Here is a 23447-nt window from a genome sequence, read left to right as displayed (position 1 = left end):
TTTTTAGATGGTGCGCAAGCGATGAAAAACCAAATACCCCGCCCTAGGCTTAACGATGGCTGCCACGCAACCAATGGGCCAAATTAGGAAATAAAGACAAAAAAATCTAATTTTAAGCTCCTAACCGTAGGTTGCTAAGCCGGTTACCATTAAACCTTTCATCCTTTGAAGTGCTTTTTACTGTTCTTGCTGTGGCTTGCCCCATTGGTTGCATTAGGGGCTACAAATGGCTCCTTCTGGAGCCGCATTCAGCTACAAAGTGTTTTTTCTATACAAGCGGATAGCTATAAAGTCCACATTAAGGGCATGCACCCTGGTAGACAAGCGGGTGAAATGGAGGTCAATGGAGCAACCACACAAGCCTATCTGATCCGATGGCACCATGCGCCTTCTATTCACTTTGAGAAAGATAACGATGGAATAAGTGGTAGCGACACGAAAGGCATCTTTGGCTTCACGGGAACAGGCATGACCCTGGCTGCACAATTTTTGGTGACTATGGACTTTCGACAGCTGCGCATCGGTAGCGGTATGGGTATACGTTGCTCTTTTTTCAAAGAAATGGCCGGGCAATGGGTCGATAGCATACCATCAAATGGTGCACAAAATGAGGGAAACAACGCTTTATACTATATACCTGAACGAGCCTATTACTTTACTTGGACACCTTTGGTTCGATTAGGGTTTAAGTTAATTGAAAATCAGAATTATACTTTATTAATAGATGGTACTTGGGCACCTTGTATCTACAACCATTCTGAGTTAGGTAAGGCCTATTATTGGATCTATGAGCGCAACTTTGACTTGGGAGGCACATGGGAAAAACAGATTACACGTTATCTGTATGGGCAGCTTCGGGTAGCTTATGGGTTTTGCTGCAACAATGAATTGGTGGAAGCGTATGAAACATCCAACCCCAAACGGCTCATACCGAACCACCTGATTAGTGTAAGCCATGCTATAGGTAGTATACTGGCCCAAGTGGGCATAAGCATGCGCCTACCAGGCCTAAGCAAATGTCCTATCAGGGGATGTGCTACCACACTAGACCATGCCCATTATGGAAACTATTATAGGGGAGGGTAACTGGTTACCGGCCCATAAGCTAAATAATAAGGCCTATATAGATCAAATGGTATCAAAGAAGCTATTTCTATTAGATGGTATGTCGCTCATCTACAGGGCCTATTTTGCGCTTGGTAAGGCGGTCACCCTGACCAGAAAGGGTATTCAAACAGGGGCTATACTGGGTTTTGTCAACACTTTGATAGAGGTATTGCAAACAGAAAAACCTACCCACCTGATCGTTGCCTTTGATGACAAAGCAAAAACTTTCCGGCATGAACTATTTCCAGCCTATAAATCCCATCGACCGGCACAACCGGAAGCGATCTCTATAGCAATTCCTTATATCCAAGCGATCCTAGATGGATTTGGGATTCTATCGGTGACGTATAGCGGCTATGAGGCGGATGACCTGCTGGGGACACTCGCCAAAAAAGCGGTGGGCGCTACTACCTATATCATGTCGACAGATAAAGACCTAGCGCAGGTGGTAACGGATGGTATCTACCTCTATAAACCGAATAGCCATGGCCAAAAGGCAACGATACTTGGCAAAAAGGAAATCTTGGCGGAATGGGAGATCGTTAGACCAGAACAGGTAAGGGATATTTTGGCCCTAGCAGGCGACCCTTCTGATTTTATTCCAGGTATCCCCTCTATTGGTAAAAAAACAGCGCGCAAGCTGATTAAAACGTTTGATCACTTAGAAAATCTATTGGCGCACAGCCACACGCTAAAGGGTCAGTTAAAAGCCAACCTGATCCAATATGCTGACCAGGGCTTACTTTCTAAACAGCTGGCCACCATTTGTACAGATGTGCCCATTACGCTGGATTGGGAAGCGTGCCGTTACCAGGGGCCCAATAGAACCAAATTGGAGCCGCTGTTTACCTTACTGGAGTTTAAACAGCTTCAACAACGGTTATTTGGAGGGGCAACAGCTGATGTATTGCAAACTACTGAAAGGGTTGCCGCTACGCTGATGCAGCCAGACTGTGCCACATTGATGCAAAAACTGCAGCATGTAGCGGTATGGGCTTTTGATATCGCCACTACCCATATCGATCCACACCGCGCGGACTTACTAGGTATCGCTTTTGCCTACCAGACGGGACAAATAGATTATCTAGCGATACCTACTGATCCAGCCGCAGCCGAACCATTGCTTGCACTGCTGCAGCCACTCTTTAACCGTAGGGATATATGTAAAGTGGGGCACAATGTAAAGGATGCACTGATCGTATTGCAACGCTACGGACTCCATATAGCCCCTCCCCTATTTGATACAATGATCGCCCATGCGTTGGTGGCGCCTGATGGACGCCATACCTTCGCCGCTTTATCAGAACAATACCTAGACTATACGCCGCACACACCAAGCGAGAGGGAAGCTGTAGCGCCCGAAGCGCACAAAGGATATCTAAGCGAACAAACCGCACTTACCTTACAAATCTACCCAAAGCTTGTACAAGCCCTAACGGATGAAGCAATGGAAAGGTTATTTTATGAGGTTGAAATGCCATTGGTACCTGTGCTGGCTGCAATGGAATTAGAAGGTGTTGCGATTGACTTAACCTTGCTCAAGCAACTAGGGGCAGAGATGGAACGCACCACCCATGACCTAAAAGAAAAGATTTATAGATTGGCCGAAACCAGCTTCAATATCGACTCTCCCAAACAACTGGGGAAGGTACTATTTGAAAAATTAAAACTGCATGAAAAGGCTATTCAAACCAAAGGAGGGCAATATGCAACGGGGGAAGCGGTATTGACTAAACTCACTAAAGTGCATCCTATTGTACCCATCATCATGGAATACCGGGCCTGGCAAAAACTCCGCTCTACCTATGTGGAGACACTCCCTACCATGGTCCACCCCATAGACCAACGGCTCCATGCCGCTTATCACCAAACTGTAGTCACAACGGGTCGGCTGAGTGCTACAGGACCTAATTTGCAAAACATACCGATTAAAACTACCATAGGGCTGCGCAAAGCTTTTATTCCACACCACGAAGGAGACTATTTATTCTCTGCCGACTATTCGCAAATAGAACTGCGGATTATGGCAGCCTATGCACAAGATGCAACGATGATCAAGGCCTTTCAAGCAGACAAAGACATCCATCAGATCACGGCACGCAAACTATTTAAAACAGAAGTGGTAGATCAGGAAATGCGGCGAAAGGCTAAAATAGCCAACTTTGGCATCATATATGGCATTTCGGCTTTTGGCCTTGCGGAACGCATGGGTAATGTATCTAGAAAAGAAGCAGCTGAGTTGATCGCTGCCTACTTTGAAGAATTTCCAGGTATTAAAAACTATATGGAGCGCGCCATAGCCCAGGCCAAACAAAAGGGATATGCCACTACCCTATTGGGTAGAAAACGTTGGTTGCCTGATATACATGCACGCAATAGTGCGGTACGCAGCTTTGCAGAACGCAATGCGATTAACACACCTATTCAAGGTAGTGCAGCAGAAATGATTAAACGCGCAATGATCCAGATTCACCACTGGCTAACCAGCCATAAGCTGAAAAGCAAACTGATTATACAGGTTCACGATGAACTGGTTTTTAATGTGCCAGCAGAAGAAGTAGCGGAAATACAGCACTATATTCCACTGCTTATGGCGCAAGCTTTGCCACTGGAAAATGTGCCGATTAAAGTAAATGGGCATATAGGCGCCAATTGGCTGGAAGCACACGCGCCAGGAGTAACAACTTCAGATCAAAACTACCCCTAGGTAAGATGTTTTGCCACTCTTGGTAAATTTTATATCATTGTAACATCTATGGGCTTGGGATAAGAAACTATGCAAACGATGCACCATTGATGCAAAAAAATTGGCTCTGTTCCAGTCACTGGTTTTTTGCGTTAAAAGAAAAACGCCCCTGTAAAATGCCACTTTCAGCGACTTTTTGCCGAGGGCTTGATTTTTTGCCCACTTTTTTATCAAGAAAAAAGTGGAATAAAATTCATTATTAACCAGTATCGGGAACAGATACAAAAAATTTACAATTATGTTCAAAACACAAAACAATTTTGCGCAACGTTTTTTTTCGACTGTTTTCTTTGCACCTGTCATTACTTTTGCTATTTTTTGGTCTGCGTGGACCTATTTTTTTCTTTTTTTTTATGTAGCCATGTTGGCTATGTTAGAGTTTTATAAGTTGCTGAAGCAAGCCAATGTGACACCTATGCGTGGCTATGGCATTTGCTTAGGGCTACTCTTGTATACAATAGCTTTTTCCTACTACCTCCAAGGTAATTTTTTACCTATATTAAGCTATAGCTGTATTCCCTTAACGGTTTTAATATATATCGTTGCGCTCTATAGTCGCAAGCCCTCTAATCCCTTTTTAGATATCGCGGCTACTTTTTTAGGAATTTTATATGTTGCCATGCCTTGTAGCATGCTGCATTATCTAGCCTTTTTTACAGGCAACTATTCCAACCAGCTGATCCTAGGTTTATTAACTATTGTTTGGAGTCAGGATACGGGGGCCTACCTAGTGGGTTCTACCATAGGACGAACCAAACTATTTAAACGGATCTCTCCTCAAAAAACATGGGAGGGGTTTATGGGCGGTGCCTTATTTGCAGTTATGGCTGGTTATGGGACCGCCTATTTTTTTAATATTTTACCCCTATGGCAGTGGCTTGCGATCTCAGTGATTACCATTTTTACCGGGACCTATGGAGATTTGGTTGCCTCGTTGCTGAAAAGAAGTGTAGATGTAAAAAACACTAGTGAAATGATTCCAGGCCATGGAGGACTCTTGGACAGAGTAGACAGTTTATTGTTAACGATTCCTACTGTAGTGGCATTTTTAAAGATCACTTTGCTCTGTGGGTAAAAGGAATTATATAGAGTATGCGGGGCTTGATAAAAACTGAGCACATGGTTTTTTTAGTGAAAAACAGATATTTATATTATTTTTACTGTGTGCCAAATTTTTTATCGACGGCCCTAAACGGGTGCGCATACCAACGATCTATAGGCACAACTGGAACCAAACCTATTTTCGTTGCCCCTATGGGCGAAAGGACCATCCATTGGATGACCGCCACGATAGTACTAGATTTTAATTTTTCAAGTAATGAAAATACATAAAGAAGGAAAAGAAATTTTGTTATGGACGCCTGTGCTGCTGTTGCTGATCTATTATGGCATGCATAAAAAAGTGGTATTTAGTTACCATCAATCCATAGGATTTGCAGTAGTAAGTGGTGCTTTGTATTTTTGGTTAATCTATTTTTTTAGAGATCCATACCGTATCATCCATACGCAAGATCAATATATATTAGGGCCAGCAGATGGCAAAATTATTAATATTCAAAACGTATATGAGGAGGAGTACTTACGGGAAGAACGCATCAAAATAAGCATATTTATGTCTCCCTTTAATGTACACGTGAATCGATTTCCGATGTCTGGTAGGATTGTCTTTTTTAAATACCACCCAGGTAAGTACTTAGTTGCTTTTCATCCTAAAGCTAGCACGCATAATGAAAGAACTTCCATCGTAATTGAAAATGAGAATGGCCAACAAATTCTTTTTAGACAAATAGCGGGTTTTATGGCACGCCGCATCAAGTTTTATTTTAAAGAAGGGGAAGAGGTGCAACAAGGTGAGAAATGTGGTTTTATTAAGTTTGGTTCAAGGGCAGAGGTCTATTTGCCCCTGGATGCTGATATCCAGGTAGCTGTAGGTGATAAAATAAAAGGAGGGATTACGGTTCTCGCCAAAATATAGTTTATGCCTACTAAGGCTGCGCTGGCGCAGCCTTAGTAGGGAAGTTGAGGTATAGGATTTTGTGCTTGTTAGGTGTTCAGCGCAGTGGTTGTTATTAGGTATTTGTTCAAGTCACTGCTTTTAGGCGATTTGGCCAATAGACTGATGTTTTTAGCTGTTTTTTTAGATTAAGATATGACGGTGCATGTGCGCTTTGCTCCTAGTCCAACAGGGGCCTTACATATTGGTAGTGTGAGAACCATTTTGTACAATTACCTTTTGGCCCGAAAAACGGGTGGGCGGTTTATACTGCGTATGGAAGATACAGATCAAAAGCGCTTGGTGGCAAGCGCAGAAGCGTATATTCTAGAAAGCTTACGTTGGCTGGGGATTGTGCCAGATGAAGGCCCTGAACAAGGGGGACCATTTGGCCCCTATAGACAATCTGAACGAATGGCCCTCTATCGGCAATACATCCAACCCTTATTGGATGGTGGGCATGCCTATTATGCATTTGACACACCTGAAGAGATCGAAGCGATGCGGGAGCGGCTTAAAGCAGCAAAGGTAGATCACCCACCCTACAACGCCATAAGTCGTGAATGGATGCGCAATGGGCTCACCATGCCTGCAGAACAGGTGCAGGAGTGGATCGCAGCTGGAAAGCCTTATGTGATTCGACTGAAAGTACCGCATAAGGAACCCATACGCTTTAAGGATGGTGTCCGCGGCTGGGTAAAAGTAGATACAGCTACCTTGGACGATAAAGTATTGATGAAATCAGACGGCTGGCCTACCTACCACTTGGCTAGTGTAGTGGATGATCACCTGATGCAAATTACCCATGTGATCCGTGGCGAAGAGTGGTTACCTTCTACGCCTATTCATATATTATTATACCGTTACTTAGGGTGGAGAGATCAAATGCCTGAATTTATACATCTTCCGTTGCTATTAGCACCCAATGGTACGGGAAAGCTAAGCAAACGCCATGCGGATCAATATGGATTCCCAGCATTCCCGATCAGTTGGAATAGCCCAGACCTTACAGTGGAAAAGTCGTTTAGAGAAGCAGGTTATCTGCCAGAGGCATTGTGGAACTTCTTGGCTTTATTGGGATGGAACCCAGGTACGCACCAAGAAATCTTTACCAAACAAGGTTTAATAGAGGCTTTTTCTCTGGAACGGCTAGGCAAATCAGGGGTTAAGTTTGATATCGCTAAAGCGAAATGGTTTAACCAACAACATATTAAAAAACAAGGCCCAACGGCTTGGGCCAACTACTTTATCACAGAGGCAACGAAAGAAAATATAACTTGCAGCCAAGAGGAGGCGATGGCCATTTGTAACCTTGTAAAGGATAGAGTTACTTTCCCAAAGGATTTCTGGCAGGAAGGCCGGTTTTTCTTCTTTGATCCTATGGGTTACGACGCTGAACTGATCCAGAAAAAGTGGAAGCAGCAAACCAAAGAGGAGGTGCTGGCTTTCAGCCAAAGGCTTACGGACCTACCAGCATGGGATGCGCATACGATCAAACAGCTGTTACAAACAGTGCCGGGTATCAGGCCTCTCCTGCGTATGGCTCTAACAGGGGGGGTAGCGGGCCCAGACCTTACAGAAACCATAGCCTTATTGGGCAGGGCTAAAACGTATAAAAGAATCAAGGCATTTATACTGAATGGGTACCGTGATGCTTAGCATCTGTTCACGTTACCGATTAATAATGGATTGTATCCCACTTTTTTATCAAGAAACAAGTGGGCAAAAAACCAGTGACTTGAACAGATACCTAATAACAAGCATTGCGCTGAACAGATGCGGTTTTTTTGACGCAAAAAACCACCGCGCTGAACATATACGATGCTTAGTGGCCTTTTTTATGCACGGCATGATACAATAGCTCTAAACACTCCGAATGGCGATCTCCATTGGCTGCATCAAATGGCGTGTGACCATACTTATTTTTTACCATTAGCTCAATGCCTGTAGTCGCTACTAATGCTTGCACCGCCTCTACATGACCTTGCCATGCGGCATAATATAATGGGGTGTTTGCATGCTGATTTTTGCTATTCACATCAATCAACTTGCTGGACAACAATGCCTTAAGCGCTGATGCATGTCCTGAAAATGCGGCATAATGCAAGGGGGTATTTGCATGTTTATCCACAATGTTTACATTAATATTTACATGATCCAACAATACTTGGATCATTTTTACATGACCTATATATGACGCATAATGGAGCGGGGCATAGCTATCTTGATCTACTGCATTGACATCCACGCCTGTGGATGGTGCAAGCAGTACTTTAAGTACCTCTAACTGCTCCTGCGCAACGGAATAATGTATGGGCGTATCGCCATAGTTATTGCTTGCATTTACATCGACTGCTTTGTCTTGCAATAATACCTTGACTTGCTGCCAATCCCCTTTAAAGGCTGCCACATGTAAGGGCGTATCACCATATCTATTCCTTTCAGCCATATTGATCGTTGTATGTGGTGCCCACATATCCTGTAAAAGATGCCTCCTTGCGTGCACTAGAAAAATAACTTTAGGTTTAAAGCTACTAAACTTCTCTAAGAAATCCTTCAACGCTTTACCCTTAGATTGGGTTAGTCGGATACAAGTAACTATACTGGACTAAAATAATAGGACAAAAATCTTTTACTTTATTTTCCGTATGGTATATTTTTAGCGTTATACAATAAATTAATCAGATGGGAAGGAAAAAGATTAGGCAATTTAGTTCGGAAGAAAAGACTAAAATAGTATTAGCTTTACTACAAGAAGATGTAACGCTAGCCCAGCTGTCGTCCAAATATAGCGTCACGAGCCAAACGCTTCAAAATAAGAAACCTCAGTTTTTAGAGCATGCCTCCACAGCTTTTGATCCATCCAAGGTTGTTAGTGTATATAAGGAAGAAATAAGCACACTTAAGCATCAAAATGATGAACTTGCTAAGGCCTTAGGCAAGGCTACCGTTGAGCGAGATTGGGCAGTGGGAAAGCTAAAGAGTTTCCTAATCATCTGTAAAATACCACTTTCTAAACCACGGCTTTTTACAGGGGCGGTTTTTTTGATGCAAAAAACCACTGCGCTGAACACATACACCATTGCTTGTAAAGATGCTAGGAAAGAAAAGTAAAAAAATGTCCGAAAAATTCAGTCCAGTATAGCTACCTATGAACTATTTAATTATGATTATTAAATCAAAAGTTTAATAAAAAAAACCAACACTCAAAAATGGATGAATGTTGGTTTTTACCTGCAGTAGACCAAGAAAGAAAAATGGTTAACCTGAAAAACCACGTCTAAAAGGACGAGATTTAAACCGATTTAAACTTGAACTTTGCCTAAATGGACGCCTTTCTTCTTTCTCTACCGGCTCATTATGGATAATACGCCAGAGCCTCTTTTCTTGAGGAGAAGCAATCATAGACAAAGCAAACCCTGTCGCACCAGCTCTACCCGTTCTACCAATTCTATGGGTATAGTCTTCAGCAGCTTGCGGAAAATCATAATTGATTACATGCTTGATGTGGTCAATATCCAAACCCCTTGCCGCTACATCAGTAGCTACGATAATAGAATAATGCTTGTTTCTAAAGTCCTTTATGACACGCTTTCGTTGGTGCTGTTTTAATCCTCCATGAATAGCGCGAACCTTAAAATTAGATTGCTGCAATTGATAGCTGATGCTATCCGCTTTTATTTGTGTTTTTACAAAGATAATCACAGAACCCTCCCGCTGGCCAAGCTGCTCCAATAAAATTTGAAACTTGCCTGACTCCGGCACATATAGAGACTCCTCTTGAATATTTTTGGATTCATTATCCGTAATTTCCACATTAATCCGTGCAGGTTGCCTTAAATAGGATCCAGCCAACCGCTCAATATTCCTATCCAAAGTAGCCGAAAACATTAAAGTTTGCCGCTCTATTGGCAAACGTTTAATAATCTTATCTATCTGAATAGAAAAACCCATATCAAGCATTCGGTCAATTTCATCCAATACCAAAAAGGTAGTGCGGTGCAAATGCAAAGACCCCCTGCACAAATGATCCTCCACACGACCAGGTGTACCCACAATGATGTTGGGATTGGTACGCAACCGCATTAACTGCTTCCCAATAGGCTCCCCTCCTATTAACAATACCGTACGCAAATGCTTACAACCACTTACCATGCTTGACATAACACCTGCTACTTGCTCAGCAAGCTCTCTCGTAGGCGCTAATACCAATACGCTAGCATCAGGACGTTGCATCAGTTGTGCAACCACAGGTATAGAAAAAGCAGCGGTCTTACCGCTACCTGTTTTAGAGGAACCCAATATATCTTGACCAGTTAAGGCCACTGGAATCACTTGATCTTGAATAGCAGTAGGGTGGTCATACTGCATCCTTGCCAACGCTCCTAACAGAACTGATGGCAAATTATATTTTTGAAACGTATTACTCAAAGTACAATATTAAAATTTAAGAAGTTCTTGATGTGTTACTCACACATCAAGAACTTTAATGTTACTAGCTACCTCCTTACCTCTATCGCTGGTAATTTCAAAGTCCACCGACTGGCCTTGGTCTATCATGCTTACTCTAGATGCCACCAACGCGCTGATGTGCACAAAAACATCCTTACCTCCATTTGCTGGTTTGATAAACCCATAACCCTTGGCTGGGTCAAACCATTTTACTACTCCTTCCATAGGAAAAAAAACTATATTAAAAATTAGACTTCAAGCGCCTCCACAACCTACCTTTTATTTATAAAACGATCAAACAAGCAACCTATAGGTTGCCTTGATTTAAGGTTGGAATAAAAAAACGCTAACTGCAAGGTAAAGGTTTTTGTCTAAAAAAAGAAAAGTTTCCTTGATAAAAGTTGATATGCATACAGCCCATAGCATCCACTTAAATCATAAATATTATTGATTATTAAATATAAAAATATTTTTATAGATGATTGGCATGCCCCCATTCCTTATCTAAACAGGATCTAGTTTTTTTAAAAAATTCTGAATCAGTATAGGTTTGGGCAATACTTCAACCTCTGCACGATTAAATGCTACTAAGGAAAGCTGGTTGAATAGCGCATGGGCTTCTTGTAAAAAAGGGGCAGTAACTTCTAGTTTATGGAACTTTACCAACAACTTCTGATGGGTCAGCAAATGAGCGGCCTCTTTTGCAGCAGTAACCATAGATAAACGATGCTTTTTAACTAAACACAACAAAGGGTCTTCCATTTGATCTACCGCCCAACGCTGCTTGTTTTCTACCAAATAGAAGTCATACATACCCTTCCAAATATCACTTTCTACACGTTTTTTCATGTATAACAGATCCTTATACTGCAAAACAAAATAATCAAAATAACGGACTCGTTTATTGAGTGTATTGGTTTTAATAGGTAAACCTTTTTGACGATCGGTATAAAAGGCAATGCAATAGCTATTAAACACACAGGCCGTACAACAAGGGGATACAGGCGTACATTGGAGTGCACCAAAATCCATAATGGCTTGACTATAGATGTCAGGTTGGATCTGATCTACCAATAAGGTTGCAAACTGATGCATTTGTTTTCTCCCTTTGCCTGTACCTATATCATAGGTTAACCCAAAAATACGTGCCAAGACACGATTTACATTTCCATCCACTGCAGCAACTACCTCTTTAAAAGAAACTGCAGCAATGGCTGCAGCTGTATAAGGCCCAATCCCTTTAAGGGTCAGTAACTCTCGATAACTAGTGGGGAAAATGCCATTATATTGCGCAACAATGGTTTGTGCGCAATGGTGTAGGTTACGCGCCCTGCTATAATAACCCAATCCTTGCCACAAACGGAGGATTTCCTGCTCTGTGGCACTGGCTAACGCCGTCACAGAAGGATATTGAGCTATAAAACGCTCATAATAAGGCAATCCTTGCACTACCCTTGTTTGCTGTAGGATCACTTCGGACAACCAAATCTTATAGGGATCGTTCGTAATACGCCAAGGTAACCAACGCTGATGTGACTGATACCAGGCAAGCAACAACTTACGAAAGATAACATGGTTAATTGTACTAATTAGCATAGGCCATAAAAACAAATAAAAGTATCATACATATTTTATTATATTTGACAAGCAATAGGATTTCCTACTTCATCAGGTGTATGCATAAATAACTGAAAATACAAAAATTTAAGTATGACAACCCTTTTTTTGCTATAGAAAAAAAATAATTTAGTTAAAAATGCAAACATCAGCAGCAGAAAATATACCATGAGTTTACAACTAACCAACCCACTAGCTTTTTTAGATTTAGAAACCACAGGTACCAATGTGGTGCATGATCGCATCATAGAAATTGCAATGATTAAACTTATGCCAGGTGGTAAACGCTTAACCTTTTATAAAAGAGTGAATCCAGAACAAGCTATTCCTATTGAATCCAGCCTCATCCATGGTATTTATGCAGAGGATCTAAAAGACAAACCAACCTTTAAGCAAATAGGTAAAGAATTAATTGCCTTCTTAAAGGGAGCTGACTTAGCTGGCTTTAACCTGCTTCGTTTTGATATACCCATATTGGCAGAAAGTTTTTTGCGTGCAGAACTAGACTTTAAAGTGGAAAATCGCAAAATTGTAGATGTGCAAAAGTTGTTTCACCTAATGGAAAAAAGAACATTAAAAGCAGCCTACCTATTTTATTGCCAAAAGGAATTAGAAGGCGCCCATAACGCCATGGTAGATATAGAAGCCACTTTAGAAATATTAATAGAACAAGTAAAACGATATGAAAATCAATCTGTAGTCGACTCTTTAGGTAATCCATTGGGTGTCATAAAAAATGATATAGCTACCCTACATCATTTAACCAATACCCATATGGTCGATTTTGCAGGTAGAATGGTCTACAATGAGCAACAGATACCTGTCTTTAACTTTGGCAAACATAAAGGCAAAGCTGTATCAGAAGTGCTCAAATTAGAACCTTCTTACTATAACTGGATGCTTCAAGGTGATTTTCCTTTGGATACCAAACGAAAATTAACACAAATTAAAATGGGAATGATGCAAGCTTAGCAAACATTACTTTCTAAAACATGCATGACGCTTGAAACCATTTGCAGATGTTATATTACCACTTCCCATTAAACCTTTAACCTACCATATTCCCTCGCTATACCAGGGTGTGGTAGGCATAGGGAGTAGCCTACTCGTACCATTACGTAACGGAAAACTATTACTGGGTATTGTGCTTAGATGCCATCATAAAGCACCTACTTACCCTACAAAGGATTTATTGGGCGTAATCTACAAAGCGCCCTTATTTACCCCTCAGCAACTGAATTTTCTAGCATGGATAGCGGATTACTATCTATCCAGTCTGGGTGAAACCTTGGCACTGGCATGGCCCAAAGTCCTGAACTTTCCTAACCAGGTCATCTTTCAAATCAATAAAGTCATTTCCCCCAACCAAACGTCTGCTATCGAAGCAGCAATCCTTACTGCACTACAACACCAACCTTTATCTTATCATACTATTATCCAATTAACGACACCCAAAGAAGCGAATCAAGCGTTGATATCTTTACTCTCCCAAAGATTGATAGAGACCGTTTCCATGAACATAATCGATCGAATAGATGATGACAACCCCTACTTTACCCTGGCGCCTAACCTCCGTCTAGACGCCTGTACCATTGCCAAGTTAGCCCCCCGCGCACCGAAACAACAAGCCCTTTTAGCCCATTTTTTACCTGATAGAGAAAACCAGACCCCATATGCTTCTAAAAAAGAACTTTTAACTTATTCTAAATCGGCTTTTTATATTTTATATAAAAAGGGGATTTTAACGCATCTAAACCAATCGCCCGTATCTATTTTTACTGCCCCTTTAACCCCACTGACCACGTTAACTACCTTTCAAAAAAATGCACTTATAGAGATTCAAAAACAGTTTATTGAAAAAACAGCGGTACTCTTACATGGTGCAATAGGAAGCGGAAAAACAGAGTTGTATATGCATCTGATTACATCCGCCCTGCTGGAACAAAAACAAGTGTTACTACTGGTACCAGAAATAGGCTTAGTAACCCATATAGTAGAACGTATCAGACCTTTTTTTGGCACATGGCTGGTAGTACACCACTCCAAACAGTCGCATCAAGAACGTTTCAAGACATGGGCTCACCTACTCCACCAAACCGCATTGGTAGTGATAGGAACCCGTTCTGCACTCTTACTACCCTTTAAGGCACTACAACTCATCATTGTAGACGAAGAACACGATCCTGCCTATAAACAGAGCGATGCCATGCCTACCTACCATGCACGAGACAGTAGCATCCTATTGGCTCAACAACATCAAGCCAAGGTTTTACTGGGTTCAGGTACACCCTCTATAGAAAGCTATTATAATGCCCAAACTGGGAAATATGGCCTGGTTAGGTTAGATCATAGGTTTGGCGCAGCCAGTCGTCCCAAATTATTTTTTATTGACCTGAACATAGAAAAAAAACGCAAAGCCATGCGAGAAATTTTTTCGCTTACCTTACTAGCTCAACTTCAAAAGAATAGTATGGAAGGTGGTCAAGCCATGATTTTTCAAAACAGAAGAGGCTATGCGCAATATTTTTTATGTGCCGCTTGCGGGTGGATTCCCCGTTGCCTCACCTGCGCAGTAAGCCTTACCTACCATCAAACAGACCATCAATTGCGCTGCCATTATTGTGATTATGCAACGCCTCCTTTTGGCGCATGCAACCATTGCGGCAGTCAGCAGCTATATAGCATAGGCTTTGGCACAGAAAAACTAGAAGAAAGTTTACAGCTGATCTTTCCCGAACAAAAGATAGGCCGCATGGATTTGGATAGCACAAAAGGGAAACATAGTTACCAATCTATTTTACAAGCGGTCACTTCAGGAACAATAGATATTTTAGTAGGCACACAAATGATGGCCAAAGGATTGGATTTTGCCAATATACGGCTTATAGGAATATTAGACATAGATGGCTTACTCTACTTTCCTGATTTTAGATCCAATGAAAAATGTTTTCAACTGATTACACAGTTGGCGGGAAGAGCAGGTAGACGCAACCAACAAGGCAGTGTATTCATTCAAACGAGGCAGACGCAACATCCTTTATTCCACTACTTAGCCAATGGTGATTACGAAGGAATGTATAGCGCTGAGTTGATAGAAAGAAAGCGCTTTTTGTACCCTCCCTATATTAGGCTCATTAAACTAAACTTAAGTTGTGTGCACGCTGCTACCCTGCAATCAGGGGCCATGGTATTAAAAAAAATACTAGACAAAAAATTTGAGGGTAAGGTATTAGGCCCTCAACCACCATTAGTGGGCAAAGTTAGAAATCATTTTTTACTAGATCTATTTTTAAAAATAACCAGTAAGAATGTAAATAGCCTGCAACAGACCAAAGAAACATTAAAAAACGCCTGCAGCTATGCACTAGGCAGAGGACCCTATAGAAAAATAAAAATAATATTAGATGTAGATCCAATCTAACCCAAATGAGCCACGCAAGGTCTATAAGAAAAGAGACAATTGGAATAGACCACTTGCAAAATTGAGTAAAATTTAATAAGATGAGGGCCTCTTATTGATACTGAACACCTGAAAGGTATCCTATCAGGTGCGCTTTCTGATCGAAGCTGTATTATACAGGACATTTTTTCTTGTTTTTAGGAATTTATATGATCATCATATTGCTATACTTAGGCACTCTTTTCATCGCTCCCATCCTCTCCTGCAACAACCTACGTTCTTCCTACCAGATGACTGTGAAGCTTTATTCCGACATAGTCTCTACCCGTGTGACCGATACCAAATCCATTGCTACTGTACCAGATATAACACCCACGAACCTATCCCAAGAAAAGGAAAAGCCAACCAAGGAAGAAGAAACCACCAGCTATCGCTTCTTACGTAGAGTGAAGCGATGGCTAAATAACAAGATCGAGCTTCATACCATTAGAGGATTTTCAGACAATGGCACCCTCACATATGCACACCTACTAGATGAACAAGTATGGACCCAACACGCATTCCATTATATGCCTGGTGTAGTTGATTTACTAAATGGACAATATCATGATCAATACTTCATCAAGACACCACAAGGCAGATGCGCTCGAGCAAGTTTAGTATTGCTCCCTAAACAGAAAAATAAACCAAAAGAAGTATACCGTGACGGAACCATTGCAATCGGCATTGACACTAGTAATCCTAAACCCACAATCTACCATATGATGTTCCACCCTAAGGAAAATAGACCCAGCCTAAAAATACCCTATATGCCTTTAATAAAACAAAATAAATTTTGTCAAAAACATGCAAAAAAAGTAGAGCAAGTTCAAACAAATGATCAAGGAGGACTTCATACAGAGAAAGTCAAAAAGATAATTACTTATTTCAATAAAAAAGAAAATGCTTATATTGTTAAGTATACTCCCCCAGAGCAATCTTCATACAAATTAATAACAATCTATATCCATATGATAGAAACAGATAACCCAAGCGAAGGATGCATGGAAAATTAGTGCTGTTCAGTTTTCACGCCATACAAACGGTTGCTACAGTGTACGCAACTTATAAAAGAATGATTAGCAATATTTGTTCAGGCTAGTAGTGAAAAAGGAATTTTTATCCTACTTTTTGCTTGATCAAAAAGTAAGCAAAAAACCAGTGACTGGAACAGATACTTTTTATTACCACTTCGCTGAACACACACTGATTAACCATATCAACCAAGGTAACCACTACCCCAATAAATCCTCTTGTTCTGGTTGGATATCAATATTATGGTAGACCTTTTGCACATCATCATCATCCCTTAATGCATCTATCAACTTTACCAGTTTAAGCAATGCTGCATCACTTACCTGTACAAAGGTGTGAGGAATATATTCTAAACCCGCAGCAGTTGGTGCAATAGCAAGCTTCTCGAAGTATTTTTGTACTCTCCCAAAGTCTTCTATCGCGCAAATCACATGGGTAGCGTCTTCATCATTTTCTAATGCTTCTGCGCCTGCATCTATCAACGCTAAGGCAAAGGCATCCTGATCTTTAATATCAGCGGTAGGAAGCGTAAAGACCCCTTTGTAGTCAAACAAAAAAGTAATCGAACCATTTTTTTCTAAACTGCCGCCATATTTTGTAAAAATAGCCCGCACATTCGCTACTGTTCTAATGATTTTATCCGTCATACAGACTACCATGATGGCCACACCATGTGTGCCATACCCCTCATAGGTCACTTCCTGATAAGCCGCTGCCTCATGCCCACTAGCCTTACTAATGGCACGAAGAATTGCGTCTTTAGGCATATTCGCCCCTTTGGCATTTTGAATTGCCAAACGCAACCGTGGATTAAGTTCCTCTCCCCCACTTCTGGCTGCTACAGTTATCTCCTTAACCAGTTTTGTAAAAATCTTACTTTTTTTTGCGTCATTGACACCCTTTTTACGTTTGATATTAGACCATTTACTATGTCCTGCCATGGTATTATTTCATTATTTATCGAAAAGATCAGCCGTATAAGGCAACCCCAAATGCTTATAAGCTGCCTCGGTTGCCACCCTGCCACGTGGGGTGCGTTTGATATATCCTTCTTGAATCAGAAATGGTTCATATACTTCTTCTATGGTTTCTGCTTCCTCCAAGCAAGCGGTTGCAATAGTGGTAAGCCCTACAGGGCCACCCTTGAATTTTTCAATAATATTGGTAAGAATACGTTTGTCCATTTCATCTAGTCCATGTGCATCCACATTCAAAGCGGCTAAACTGAATGCAACCACCTCCTTGGTAATGCGTCCATCCCCTTTAACCTGAGCAAAATCCCGTGTACGTTTCAGGAGATTATTGGCTATACGTGGCGTGCCTCGGCTACGCCTTGCAATTTCATAGGCAGCTTCTTGGTCAATAGGTGTGCCCCATATGCTACTGGCACGCTGAACGATTTTGGTCAATAAACTAGCATGGTAATAGTCTAGACGCGCATTAATGCCAAAACGGGCCCGTAACGGTGCCGTTAACAAACCCGATCGAGTGGTAGCCCCAATTAAAGTAAAGGGTTGAAGCGCCAACTGCACACTACGCGCATTAGGGCCTGAATCCAACATAATATCTATTTTAAAATCCTCCATAGCTGTATAGAGGTATTCTTCCACTACGGGATTCAGCCGATGGATCTCATCTATAAAAAGTACATTAGTGGGTTCTAAACTAGTCAACAGACCCGCTAAATCGCCCGGTTTATCCAATACAGGACCAGATGTAACTTTTATATTGGTATGCAGTTCACAAGCAATAATATAGGCCAGCGTTGTCTTACCTAAACCAGGTGGACCATGCAATAATACATGGTCCAACGCTTCTTTTCTTTTTTTAGCCGCTGCTACAAATACTTGAATATTTTGCACGAGCTTTTCTTGCCCAAAAAAGTCATTGAATTGCAGTGGACGTAAGGCTTTATCTAGCTGTTCTTCTGGCTTTTTTAGCACACCGAACGGGGCATTGATCAGATCATCCTTCATTTTTTATATCTTTACTCAACCAAAATATACGTAAAAAACATAGGAATGCTGATGCAACCAACTCATTACTTGAACCACGCTACACTGAAGCACTGTATGGTACGCATCATTATTTGTTGTATTGCTTGGCGCTACTATCTACACCTACAAGCCAAACAAGGGAGAAAGGGTGTAACAAAGCCATGCGCGCATCGCTATAGATGGGCCATTGATACCATATTGGTACAACTCATGATGACGTTTGCCTTAATACTACTCAGCAGCATTCAAAAAACATTAGGCCACCCTAGCTTGCAACCTGCATTAGACTTTAATAATAGCATCGATTTTGTATGCCGCGGTATTGTAGAAATAACCTGTCTAGCGGCCATTTTAGAAGAACTGCTCTTCCGAGGTGTTTTAGAGCAGCTACTGCGCAAAATTACGCCAAGTAGATTATGGATCACCATGATCAGTGCGCTAGCTTTTAGCTTCATGCACTGTAATATGAGCAATAACCTATTGTATTTTGTTATGGGATGCTTTTTGAGCTACCTATACCACCAAACCAACCATATTATCTACCCTATTATCGCCCATGGACTCCATAACTTATGTGCTACATCTATCATCTATCTTACATTAGACACTAGATTAGCTTTAACTATTAATAGTTTAACTATTGTAACGCGTACCATACTAACGATTGGTACGCTTTTAGTCGTTTATGGGTATACAACCTATATCATAGGTCAAAAAACAAAAGATATCAACTAAGCAACGATGCGATTAGTGGTACTAGGTGGAGGAGAAAGCGGCACAGGTGCAGCCCTCTTAGCCAAACAACAGGGTATAGATGTTTTCGTTTCTGATGCGGGCATCATTCAAACGGGCTACAAACAACTACTATACACCCATCAAATTCCATTTGAAGAAGGAGGTCACACAATAGAAAAAATCGCATCGGCTGATGAGGTCATCAAAAGCCCGGGTATACCCCATGAAGCTACGATCATCAGAAAGCTCCATTCTATGCCCATCATAGACGAAATAGCGTTTGCAGCACGCTATGCAAAGGGAAAAATTATAGCCGTAACGGGTTCAAATGGAAAAAGTACCACAGTGCATTTGATTTACCATTTGCTCCATGCAGCAGGCCTCCATGTAGCTTTAGCCGGGAATATAGGGTATAGCTTTGCCAAATGCATCACACAATCCGCCTATGACCACTATGTACTAGAGCTTTCTAGCTTTCAACTGGAAGCAATCCAAGACTTTAAGCCAGATATTGCTTGTTTATTAAACATTACACCTGACCACTTGGATAGATACCATGGTTCTGTAGAGGCCTATGCCCAGACTAAATTAAATATATTGCGGAATATGACCCCATTAGACCACTTTATTTACCATACATCCGATCCACTCACTACGCAATACCTTCCCAAAGCGCAACTACTTCCTCAACTACATCCTATATCCCCTCTTAGCAATGGTCGGTTCTACTTAAATGGGCAGCGCTATGCTTTGTCTATTAGCCAGCAACAGATAGGTTTACTAGGTAGGCATAATCAATATAACGCGATGACTGCTGTTACAGCAGCAGCATTAGCAGGCGTACCTACTTCGATCATCGCTACTGCTTTACCCAAGTTTCGTGGCCTACCCCATCGACTGGAATGGTGTGGCGCCCCGCAAGGCATAAACTGCTATAATGACTCAAAATCGACCAATGTAGCCTCTACCATCGCTGCATTGGTTAGCTTTAGCCAACCTATTATCTGGATAGCAGGTGGCATAGACAAAGGCAACAACTATTGCCCCCTACTGCCCATTGTACAAAAACGGGTAAAGGCCATCATCTGTTTAGGAAAAGAGAATAGTGCCATGATCAAAGCGTTTCATCCCCTAGGTCTACCGATACAAGAGACCCATAATCTATCTTCAGCCATAGATAAGGCGTTATCTATAGCACTTCCGAGGGAAGTGATCCTCTTATCTCCTGCATGTGCAAGCTTTGATCTATTTAAAAATTTTGAAGATAGAGGGAATCAATTTAAAGAATTGATAGTTAAGATGTGTATGAAGCATTAAATAATGCGCAAATAGCCACTTATTAGGTTTAAACTTCATCGGACAACAGCGGTGTCTATTCACGTACTGTTAATAAGCAAATTTTTTGTATCCGTTCACGCAATGGTGTCAGCTTAAGAAATATATTTTATTGATTGTCAAACAAAAGTATCTATTCTCACCATTGGTTCATAATGCATTTTATCCCATTTTTTTCTTGATAAAGAAGCGGACAAAAAACCCATCGCGCTGAATACATACCAGTAGTGTAACCACCTCTAGGTATCACAGACTTGATACGAGAACGAGATAAGAGCGTGATGTCACGCTCTTATTCTATGTCAATCCTTTTTTTAAATTTCCGAAACACGTCAGCAAGTTGCTGCAACCGTTTTTGTTGCGGATCTAGTCCAACCCACCCCATGCCAGCTGGTTGTGGCAGCAGATAGTGTATAGCCATCATACCCAAGATATTGGCTACTGCCCCAACTATATAAGGAATAAATCCTACCTTATATCCCAACTGTATACAAACCAAACTAGCCAATAGACCTGCAGCCATTCCAATCAACGCCGTAGGGGAACTACTCCTAAAACCAAAAACAGATAAGATAAAAAGAGGAGGCACCATACACCCAAAAAATGTAGTGGTATAAAAGGCCATTTTAGACAAAGTCTTGAATAGATCATCTATAAATAGGGCATTGTAATCAATAGCTGCCATCATAGCCAATAGACCACAAATTAATAAAGCCCATTTAGCCATCCGTATCTGATGGACATCAGATACGGACTTTATGCCTCGAATACTTTCTCTCAAATCATGAACAACAAGAATAGAACAAAGATGTAACTCAGAATCAGCTGTAGACATAGCCATGCCTAATACACAAACGACAATAGATACTTTTAAAAAAGGGGGCATACCCGTTATGATATAAGGCCAAATTTCTTTTACCGTTAACGTTGGGTTGCCTACAAAAACAAACAGGCCAATAAGAGAGATGGATAACCCTATGAGGACATAAAAAAAACTGCCATACAAAAAAACTTTTCTGACTTGAATGGGACTAGCACACATATAGACCCTCTGTATAACTGAGGGACCACTCAACGCCAAAAAACAGTATGGAATGGATAGCAACAAATTCAATAACTGCCCATTTGATTGGCAGAGACTACTGAGTTTAAAATTTTCTTGTTTTTGTAAAAAAGATACCATTTCTAAAACAGATTTACCTGTTTTTACAAACATAAGTTTAGCAAGCAAAAAAACAATAGCCACAAAAGTGATAAATTGGAGCACATCGGTATTGGTAATCGCACGAATACCTCCCAAAGTAGCATAGGCAATCAGCACCAAAGCGGCCAACACAGCTATGATATCAGGATGTATTGCATCCATAGAGGTGCTCACAATAGAAGATATTACATTAATTTGAAACGTAACCTTAAAAATAGCATTGCAAATAGAGAGTAACGCAACAATAATTCTTGGATAGGTACCATATATGCTACCTATCGTCTCAGCAATAGAACGATGTGCCATGAATGGCGCCATACGCACCCAAAACATACTAGTGATCCACAAAGAAGTCGCATCAATAATGGAAGGAAGCATTTTACGAATGCCAAGGCTATAACAGGTTTGTACAGGATATACAAACGTTAATCCACAAAAAGAAGTACCTAGCAGCGTAGCCAATAATTTAACCGTAGACAATCGTTTATTATCCACAGCATATTCTCGAAATGTGGTTGCTTTTCTGCCCATTAGACCTACCACTAGGGTCAATAATAAAAAGGCAAATACCAATAAGAAAGAGAAAGAAAACGACACCATCGTGTAATCGGTTGTAATAGATAGATGCAATCTAATACTAGATCAGCAAAAAAAATAAACTACAGTAGCCCATCTACGGGCCATCCGAAATCTTTTCCTGCGTTAATGGCTGATTGTTCATTTTGCTGCGCAACATAAATACTACAAGCATAACCATTAAAAAGCAAAAAATTGAAACCAGAAAAAAGCCGAGATAAGCACTAGAAAGCAGTGCATTTAACCAGTAAGCCAAACCAAGTAATAAGAAACGCAACCCCAAGCCAAATAGTATAAAAGTTAAAGCAGCCAACACAAACACTTGAACTACTTGCTTGGCTTTTTCTTTAAGACTATACTGCAATGTATGGACCAGCCCCCCTAACTTTTCTCTTACAAGCTCTACTATACAAGCTATACCCAATAGCTTACATAAAATTTTTATCATTCTAACAAACATCCGATTATACATGGTGTAAAAATTAATTTTCTTTGGTCAACTGCACATTCCCTTGATCCAACAAAACAGGCTAAAAATAGTTGTTTACGCCTATTTCCCCCCTATTGCTTGGTAACACGAACCGACATCTTAGGTTTACTGCCTCGATGTAAACTAAAAAAAGAAGGGGTCAAATCCAGATCATTTTTACACAACCTTGCATAGATATACCCAGCTAATCCACCTCCCAATTGGGCCAAGTAACAGCCCGCATCTTGTGTAGGTAAATGCATCAGAGCTATGATCAATAAAACAATGGCAATATACCTTAATGGCAAAGAGAAAAAGAAACAATATAACCTCAAGCTAGGCATCAACACACAAACTGCCACCATGATCGCATAAATGGCCGCCGAAGGTCCCGTAAGATGGGCAACAATGCCCTGACAAGGGGGTGAAAATTGGTATAATATAAAAAACACAATGGCACCCACTATTTGTCCCAAACCATAAAGCCGCAATATATGTTTTGACCGTGCAGTAGCCCGTATTCTTTGACCAAAGATATACAACAAGCAGATATCCCAGAACAAATCTACAAGCCCTTTGTGTACAAAAGAGTAGGTAATAATGGCCCACGGCCGCTCTAATAAGAGTGGATAAAGGGAAGGGAAAGTCAACTGCGTATAAAACCATGGAATACGTTCCTCATAACCACAAATATAACATCCAGTATTAAACAAAAAAAGCAATAGAAAGCATAAAACATGTA

The 23447-nt window shown here is 41.0% G+C and carries 20 protein-coding genes; 11 read left to right on the top strand and 9 right to left on the bottom strand.

Annotation, left to right across the window (positions count from 1 at the left end; translation table 11 throughout):
• Positions 1 to 165 precede the first annotated feature (165 nt).
• From CE557_RS03245 to gltX, 5 genes are all read left to right on the top strand, one after another.
• Positions 166 to 1086: a hypothetical protein gene (locus tag CE557_RS03245; RefSeq protein ID WP_162789982.1), complete on the top strand. Its 921-nt coding sequence runs from the start codon at positions 166 to 168 to the stop codon at positions 1084 to 1086.
• Positions 1061 to 3814 (top strand): DNA polymerase I, encoded by a 2754-nt coding sequence (gene polA / locus CE557_RS03240; RefSeq protein ID WP_223245886.1) that lies wholly within the window; start codon positions 1061 to 1063, stop codon positions 3812 to 3814. The genes CE557_RS03245 and polA overlap by 26 nt, the downstream gene beginning before the upstream one ends.
• 277 nt (positions 3815 to 4091) lie before the next feature.
• Positions 4092 to 4928 carry a phosphatidate cytidylyltransferase gene (locus CE557_RS03230; protein ID WP_114910167.1) on the top strand — a complete coding sequence of 279 codons (837 nt, stop codon included), beginning with the start codon at positions 4092 to 4094 and terminating at the stop codon, positions 4926 to 4928.
• 243 nt (positions 4929 to 5171) lie between these two features.
• A complete protein-coding gene (locus tag CE557_RS03220) occupies positions 5172 to 5828 on the top strand; it encodes a phosphatidylserine decarboxylase family protein (protein ID WP_114910165.1) in 657 nt (218 codons plus the stop codon).
• A 174-nt stretch (positions 5829 to 6002) separates the two neighbouring features.
• Positions 6003 to 7505, top strand: a complete 1503-nt coding sequence (gene gltX, locus CE557_RS03215) for a glutamate--tRNA ligase (RefSeq protein ID WP_114910164.1) — start codon at positions 6003 to 6005, stop codon at positions 7503 to 7505.
• A 166-nt stretch (positions 7506 to 7671) separates the two neighbouring features.
• Here the strand turns inward: gltX and CE557_RS03210 are convergent, their stop codons facing one another.
• Entirely contained in the window at positions 7672 to 8322 is a 651-nt protein-coding gene (locus CE557_RS03210; protein WP_162789981.1) for an ankyrin repeat domain-containing protein, read from the bottom strand.
• A 209-nt stretch (positions 8323 to 8531) separates the two neighbouring features.
• Between CE557_RS03210 and CE557_RS03205 the strand changes: the two genes are divergently transcribed.
• Positions 8532 to 8960: a transposase gene (locus CE557_RS03205; protein ID WP_114910162.1), complete on the top strand. Its 429-nt coding sequence runs from the start codon at positions 8532 to 8534 to the stop codon at positions 8958 to 8960.
• Between the two features lie 147 nt (positions 8961 to 9107).
• Here CE557_RS03205 and CE557_RS03200 read toward each other — a convergent pair whose 3' ends face one another.
• From CE557_RS03200 to mutY, 3 genes are all read right to left on the bottom strand, one after another.
• Positions 9108 to 10277, bottom strand: a complete 1170-nt coding sequence (locus CE557_RS03200) for a DEAD/DEAH box helicase (protein ID WP_114910161.1) — start codon at positions 10275 to 10277, stop codon at positions 9108 to 9110.
• A 39-nt stretch (positions 10278 to 10316) separates the two neighbouring features.
• The gene (locus CE557_RS03195; protein WP_114910160.1) at positions 10317 to 10523 is read right to left on the bottom strand and encodes a cold-shock protein; all 207 of its coding nucleotides are present in this window, start codon (positions 10521 to 10523) and stop codon (positions 10317 to 10319) included.
• 279 nt (positions 10524 to 10802) lie between these two features.
• On the bottom strand, positions 10803 to 11894 hold the full coding sequence (mutY, locus tag CE557_RS03190; protein ID WP_114910159.1) for an A/G-specific adenine glycosylase: 1092 nt from the start codon (positions 11892 to 11894) through the stop codon (positions 10803 to 10805).
• Between the two features lie 189 nt (positions 11895 to 12083).
• On the opposite strand from mutY, the gene CE557_RS03185 reads away from it, so the two are divergent.
• The 3 genes from CE557_RS03185 (at position 12084) to CE557_RS03175 (ending at position 16370) form a co-directional block, all read left to right on the top strand.
• A complete protein-coding gene (locus CE557_RS03185; protein WP_114910158.1) occupies positions 12084 to 12887 on the top strand; it encodes a 3'-5' exonuclease in 804 nt (267 codons plus the stop codon).
• Positions 12888 to 12918: 31 nt separating this feature from the next.
• On the top strand, positions 12919 to 15336 hold the full coding sequence (gene priA, locus CE557_RS03180; RefSeq protein ID WP_114910157.1) for a replication restart helicase PriA: 2418 nt from the start codon (positions 12919 to 12921) through the stop codon (positions 15334 to 15336).
• A 188-nt stretch (positions 15337 to 15524) separates the two neighbouring features.
• Entirely contained in the window at positions 15525 to 16370 is an 846-nt protein-coding gene (locus CE557_RS03175; RefSeq protein WP_114910156.1) for a DUF1609 domain-containing protein, read from the top strand.
• Between the two features lie 219 nt (positions 16371 to 16589).
• Here the strand turns inward: CE557_RS03175 and CE557_RS03170 are convergent, their stop codons facing one another.
• Positions 16590 to 17330 carry a YebC/PmpR family DNA-binding transcriptional regulator gene (locus tag CE557_RS03170; protein WP_114910155.1) on the bottom strand — a complete coding sequence of 247 codons (741 nt, stop codon included), beginning with the start codon at positions 17328 to 17330 and terminating at the stop codon, positions 16590 to 16592.
• Between the two features lie 12 nt (positions 17331 to 17342).
• Positions 17343 to 18365, bottom strand: a complete 1023-nt coding sequence (ruvB, locus tag CE557_RS03165; RefSeq protein WP_114910154.1) for a Holliday junction branch migration DNA helicase RuvB — start codon at positions 18363 to 18365, stop codon at positions 17343 to 17345.
• A 51-nt stretch (positions 18366 to 18416) separates the two neighbouring features.
• On the opposite strand from ruvB, the gene CE557_RS03160 reads away from it, so the two are divergent.
• Entirely contained in the window at positions 18417 to 19121 is a 705-nt protein-coding gene (locus CE557_RS03160; protein ID WP_162789980.1) for a CPBP family intramembrane glutamic endopeptidase, read from the top strand.
• A gap of 6 nt (positions 19122 to 19127) precedes the next feature.
• Complete coding sequence (gene murD, locus CE557_RS03155) at positions 19128 to 20438, top strand: UDP-N-acetylmuramoyl-L-alanine--D-glutamate ligase (protein ID WP_114910152.1); 1311 nt, start codon at positions 19128 to 19130, stop codon at positions 20436 to 20438.
• 310 nt (positions 20439 to 20748) lie between these two features.
• Here the strand turns inward: murD and CE557_RS03150 are convergent, their stop codons facing one another.
• The 3 genes from CE557_RS03150 to CE557_RS03140 all read right to left on the bottom strand — a co-directional run bounded on the left by CE557_RS03150 (position 20749) and on the right by CE557_RS03140 (position 23418).
• Entirely contained in the window at positions 20749 to 22260 is a 1512-nt protein-coding gene (locus tag CE557_RS03150; RefSeq protein ID WP_114910151.1) for a sodium:solute symporter family protein, read from the bottom strand.
• A 73-nt stretch (positions 22261 to 22333) separates the two neighbouring features.
• The gene (locus CE557_RS03145) at positions 22334 to 22696 is read right to left on the bottom strand and encodes a phage holin family protein (RefSeq protein WP_162789979.1); all 363 of its coding nucleotides are present in this window, start codon (positions 22694 to 22696) and stop codon (positions 22334 to 22336) included.
• Positions 22697 to 22797: 101 nt separating this feature from the next.
• The gene (locus CE557_RS03140) at positions 22798 to 23418 is read right to left on the bottom strand and encodes a rhomboid family intramembrane serine protease (protein WP_162789978.1); all 621 of its coding nucleotides are present in this window, start codon (positions 23416 to 23418) and stop codon (positions 22798 to 22800) included.
• Positions 23419 to 23447 lie beyond the last annotated feature (29 nt).

It is taken from the genome of Cardinium endosymbiont of Sogatella furcifera, assembly GCF_003351905.1.
Lineage (GTDB): Bacteria > Bacteroidota > Bacteroidia > Cytophagales > Amoebophilaceae > Cardinium.
The sequence above is the reverse complement of the archived record's forward strand: the minus strand, read 5'-3'. Positions and strand labels throughout refer to the sequence as shown.

Bases quoted from the DNA above. Each gene is read 5' to 3' on its own strand.
- polA (WP_223245886.1), top strand. From the start codon at position 1,061: ATGGAAACTATTATAGGGGAGGGTAACTGGTTACCGGCCCATAAGCTA.
- CE557_RS03230 (WP_114910167.1), top strand. From the start codon at position 4,092: ATGTTCAAAACACAAAACAATTTTGCGCAACGTTTTTTTTCGACTGTT.
- CE557_RS03220 (WP_114910165.1), top strand. From the start codon at position 5,172: ATGAAAATACATAAAGAAGGAAAAGAAATTTTGTTATGGACGCCTGTG.
- gltX (WP_114910164.1), top strand. From the start codon at position 6,003: ATGACGGTGCATGTGCGCTTTGCTCCTAGTCCAACAGGGGCCTTACAT.
- CE557_RS03210 (WP_162789981.1), bottom strand. From the start codon at position 8,322: ATGTGGGCACCACATACAACGATCAATATGGCTGAAAGGAATAGATAT.
- CE557_RS03205 (WP_114910162.1), top strand. From the start codon at position 8,532: ATGGGAAGGAAAAAGATTAGGCAATTTAGTTCGGAAGAAAAGACTAAA.
- CE557_RS03195 (WP_114910160.1), bottom strand. From the start codon at position 10,523: ATGGAAGGAGTAGTAAAATGGTTTGACCCAGCCAAGGGTTATGGGTTT.
- mutY (WP_114910159.1), bottom strand. From the start codon at position 11,894: ATGCTAATTAGTACAATTAACCATGTTATCTTTCGTAAGTTGTTGCTT.
- CE557_RS03185 (WP_114910158.1), top strand. From the start codon at position 12,084: ATGAGTTTACAACTAACCAACCCACTAGCTTTTTTAGATTTAGAAACC.
- CE557_RS03175 (WP_114910156.1), top strand. From the start codon at position 15,525: ATGATCATCATATTGCTATACTTAGGCACTCTTTTCATCGCTCCCATC.
- CE557_RS03170 (WP_114910155.1), bottom strand. From the start codon at position 17,330: ATGGCAGGACATAGTAAATGGTCTAATATCAAACGTAAAAAGGGTGTC.
- ruvB (WP_114910154.1), bottom strand. From the start codon at position 18,365: ATGAAGGATGATCTGATCAATGCCCCGTTCGGTGTGCTAAAAAAGCCA.
- CE557_RS03160 (WP_162789980.1), top strand. From the start codon at position 18,417: ATGCAACCAACTCATTACTTGAACCACGCTACACTGAAGCACTGTATG.
- murD (WP_114910152.1), top strand. From the start codon at position 19,128: ATGCGATTAGTGGTACTAGGTGGAGGAGAAAGCGGCACAGGTGCAGCC.
- CE557_RS03150 (WP_114910151.1), bottom strand. From the start codon at position 22,260: ATGGTGTCGTTTTCTTTCTCTTTCTTATTGGTATTTGCCTTTTTATTA.
- CE557_RS03145 (WP_162789979.1), bottom strand. From the start codon at position 22,696: ATGTTTGTTAGAATGATAAAAATTTTATGTAAGCTATTGGGTATAGCT.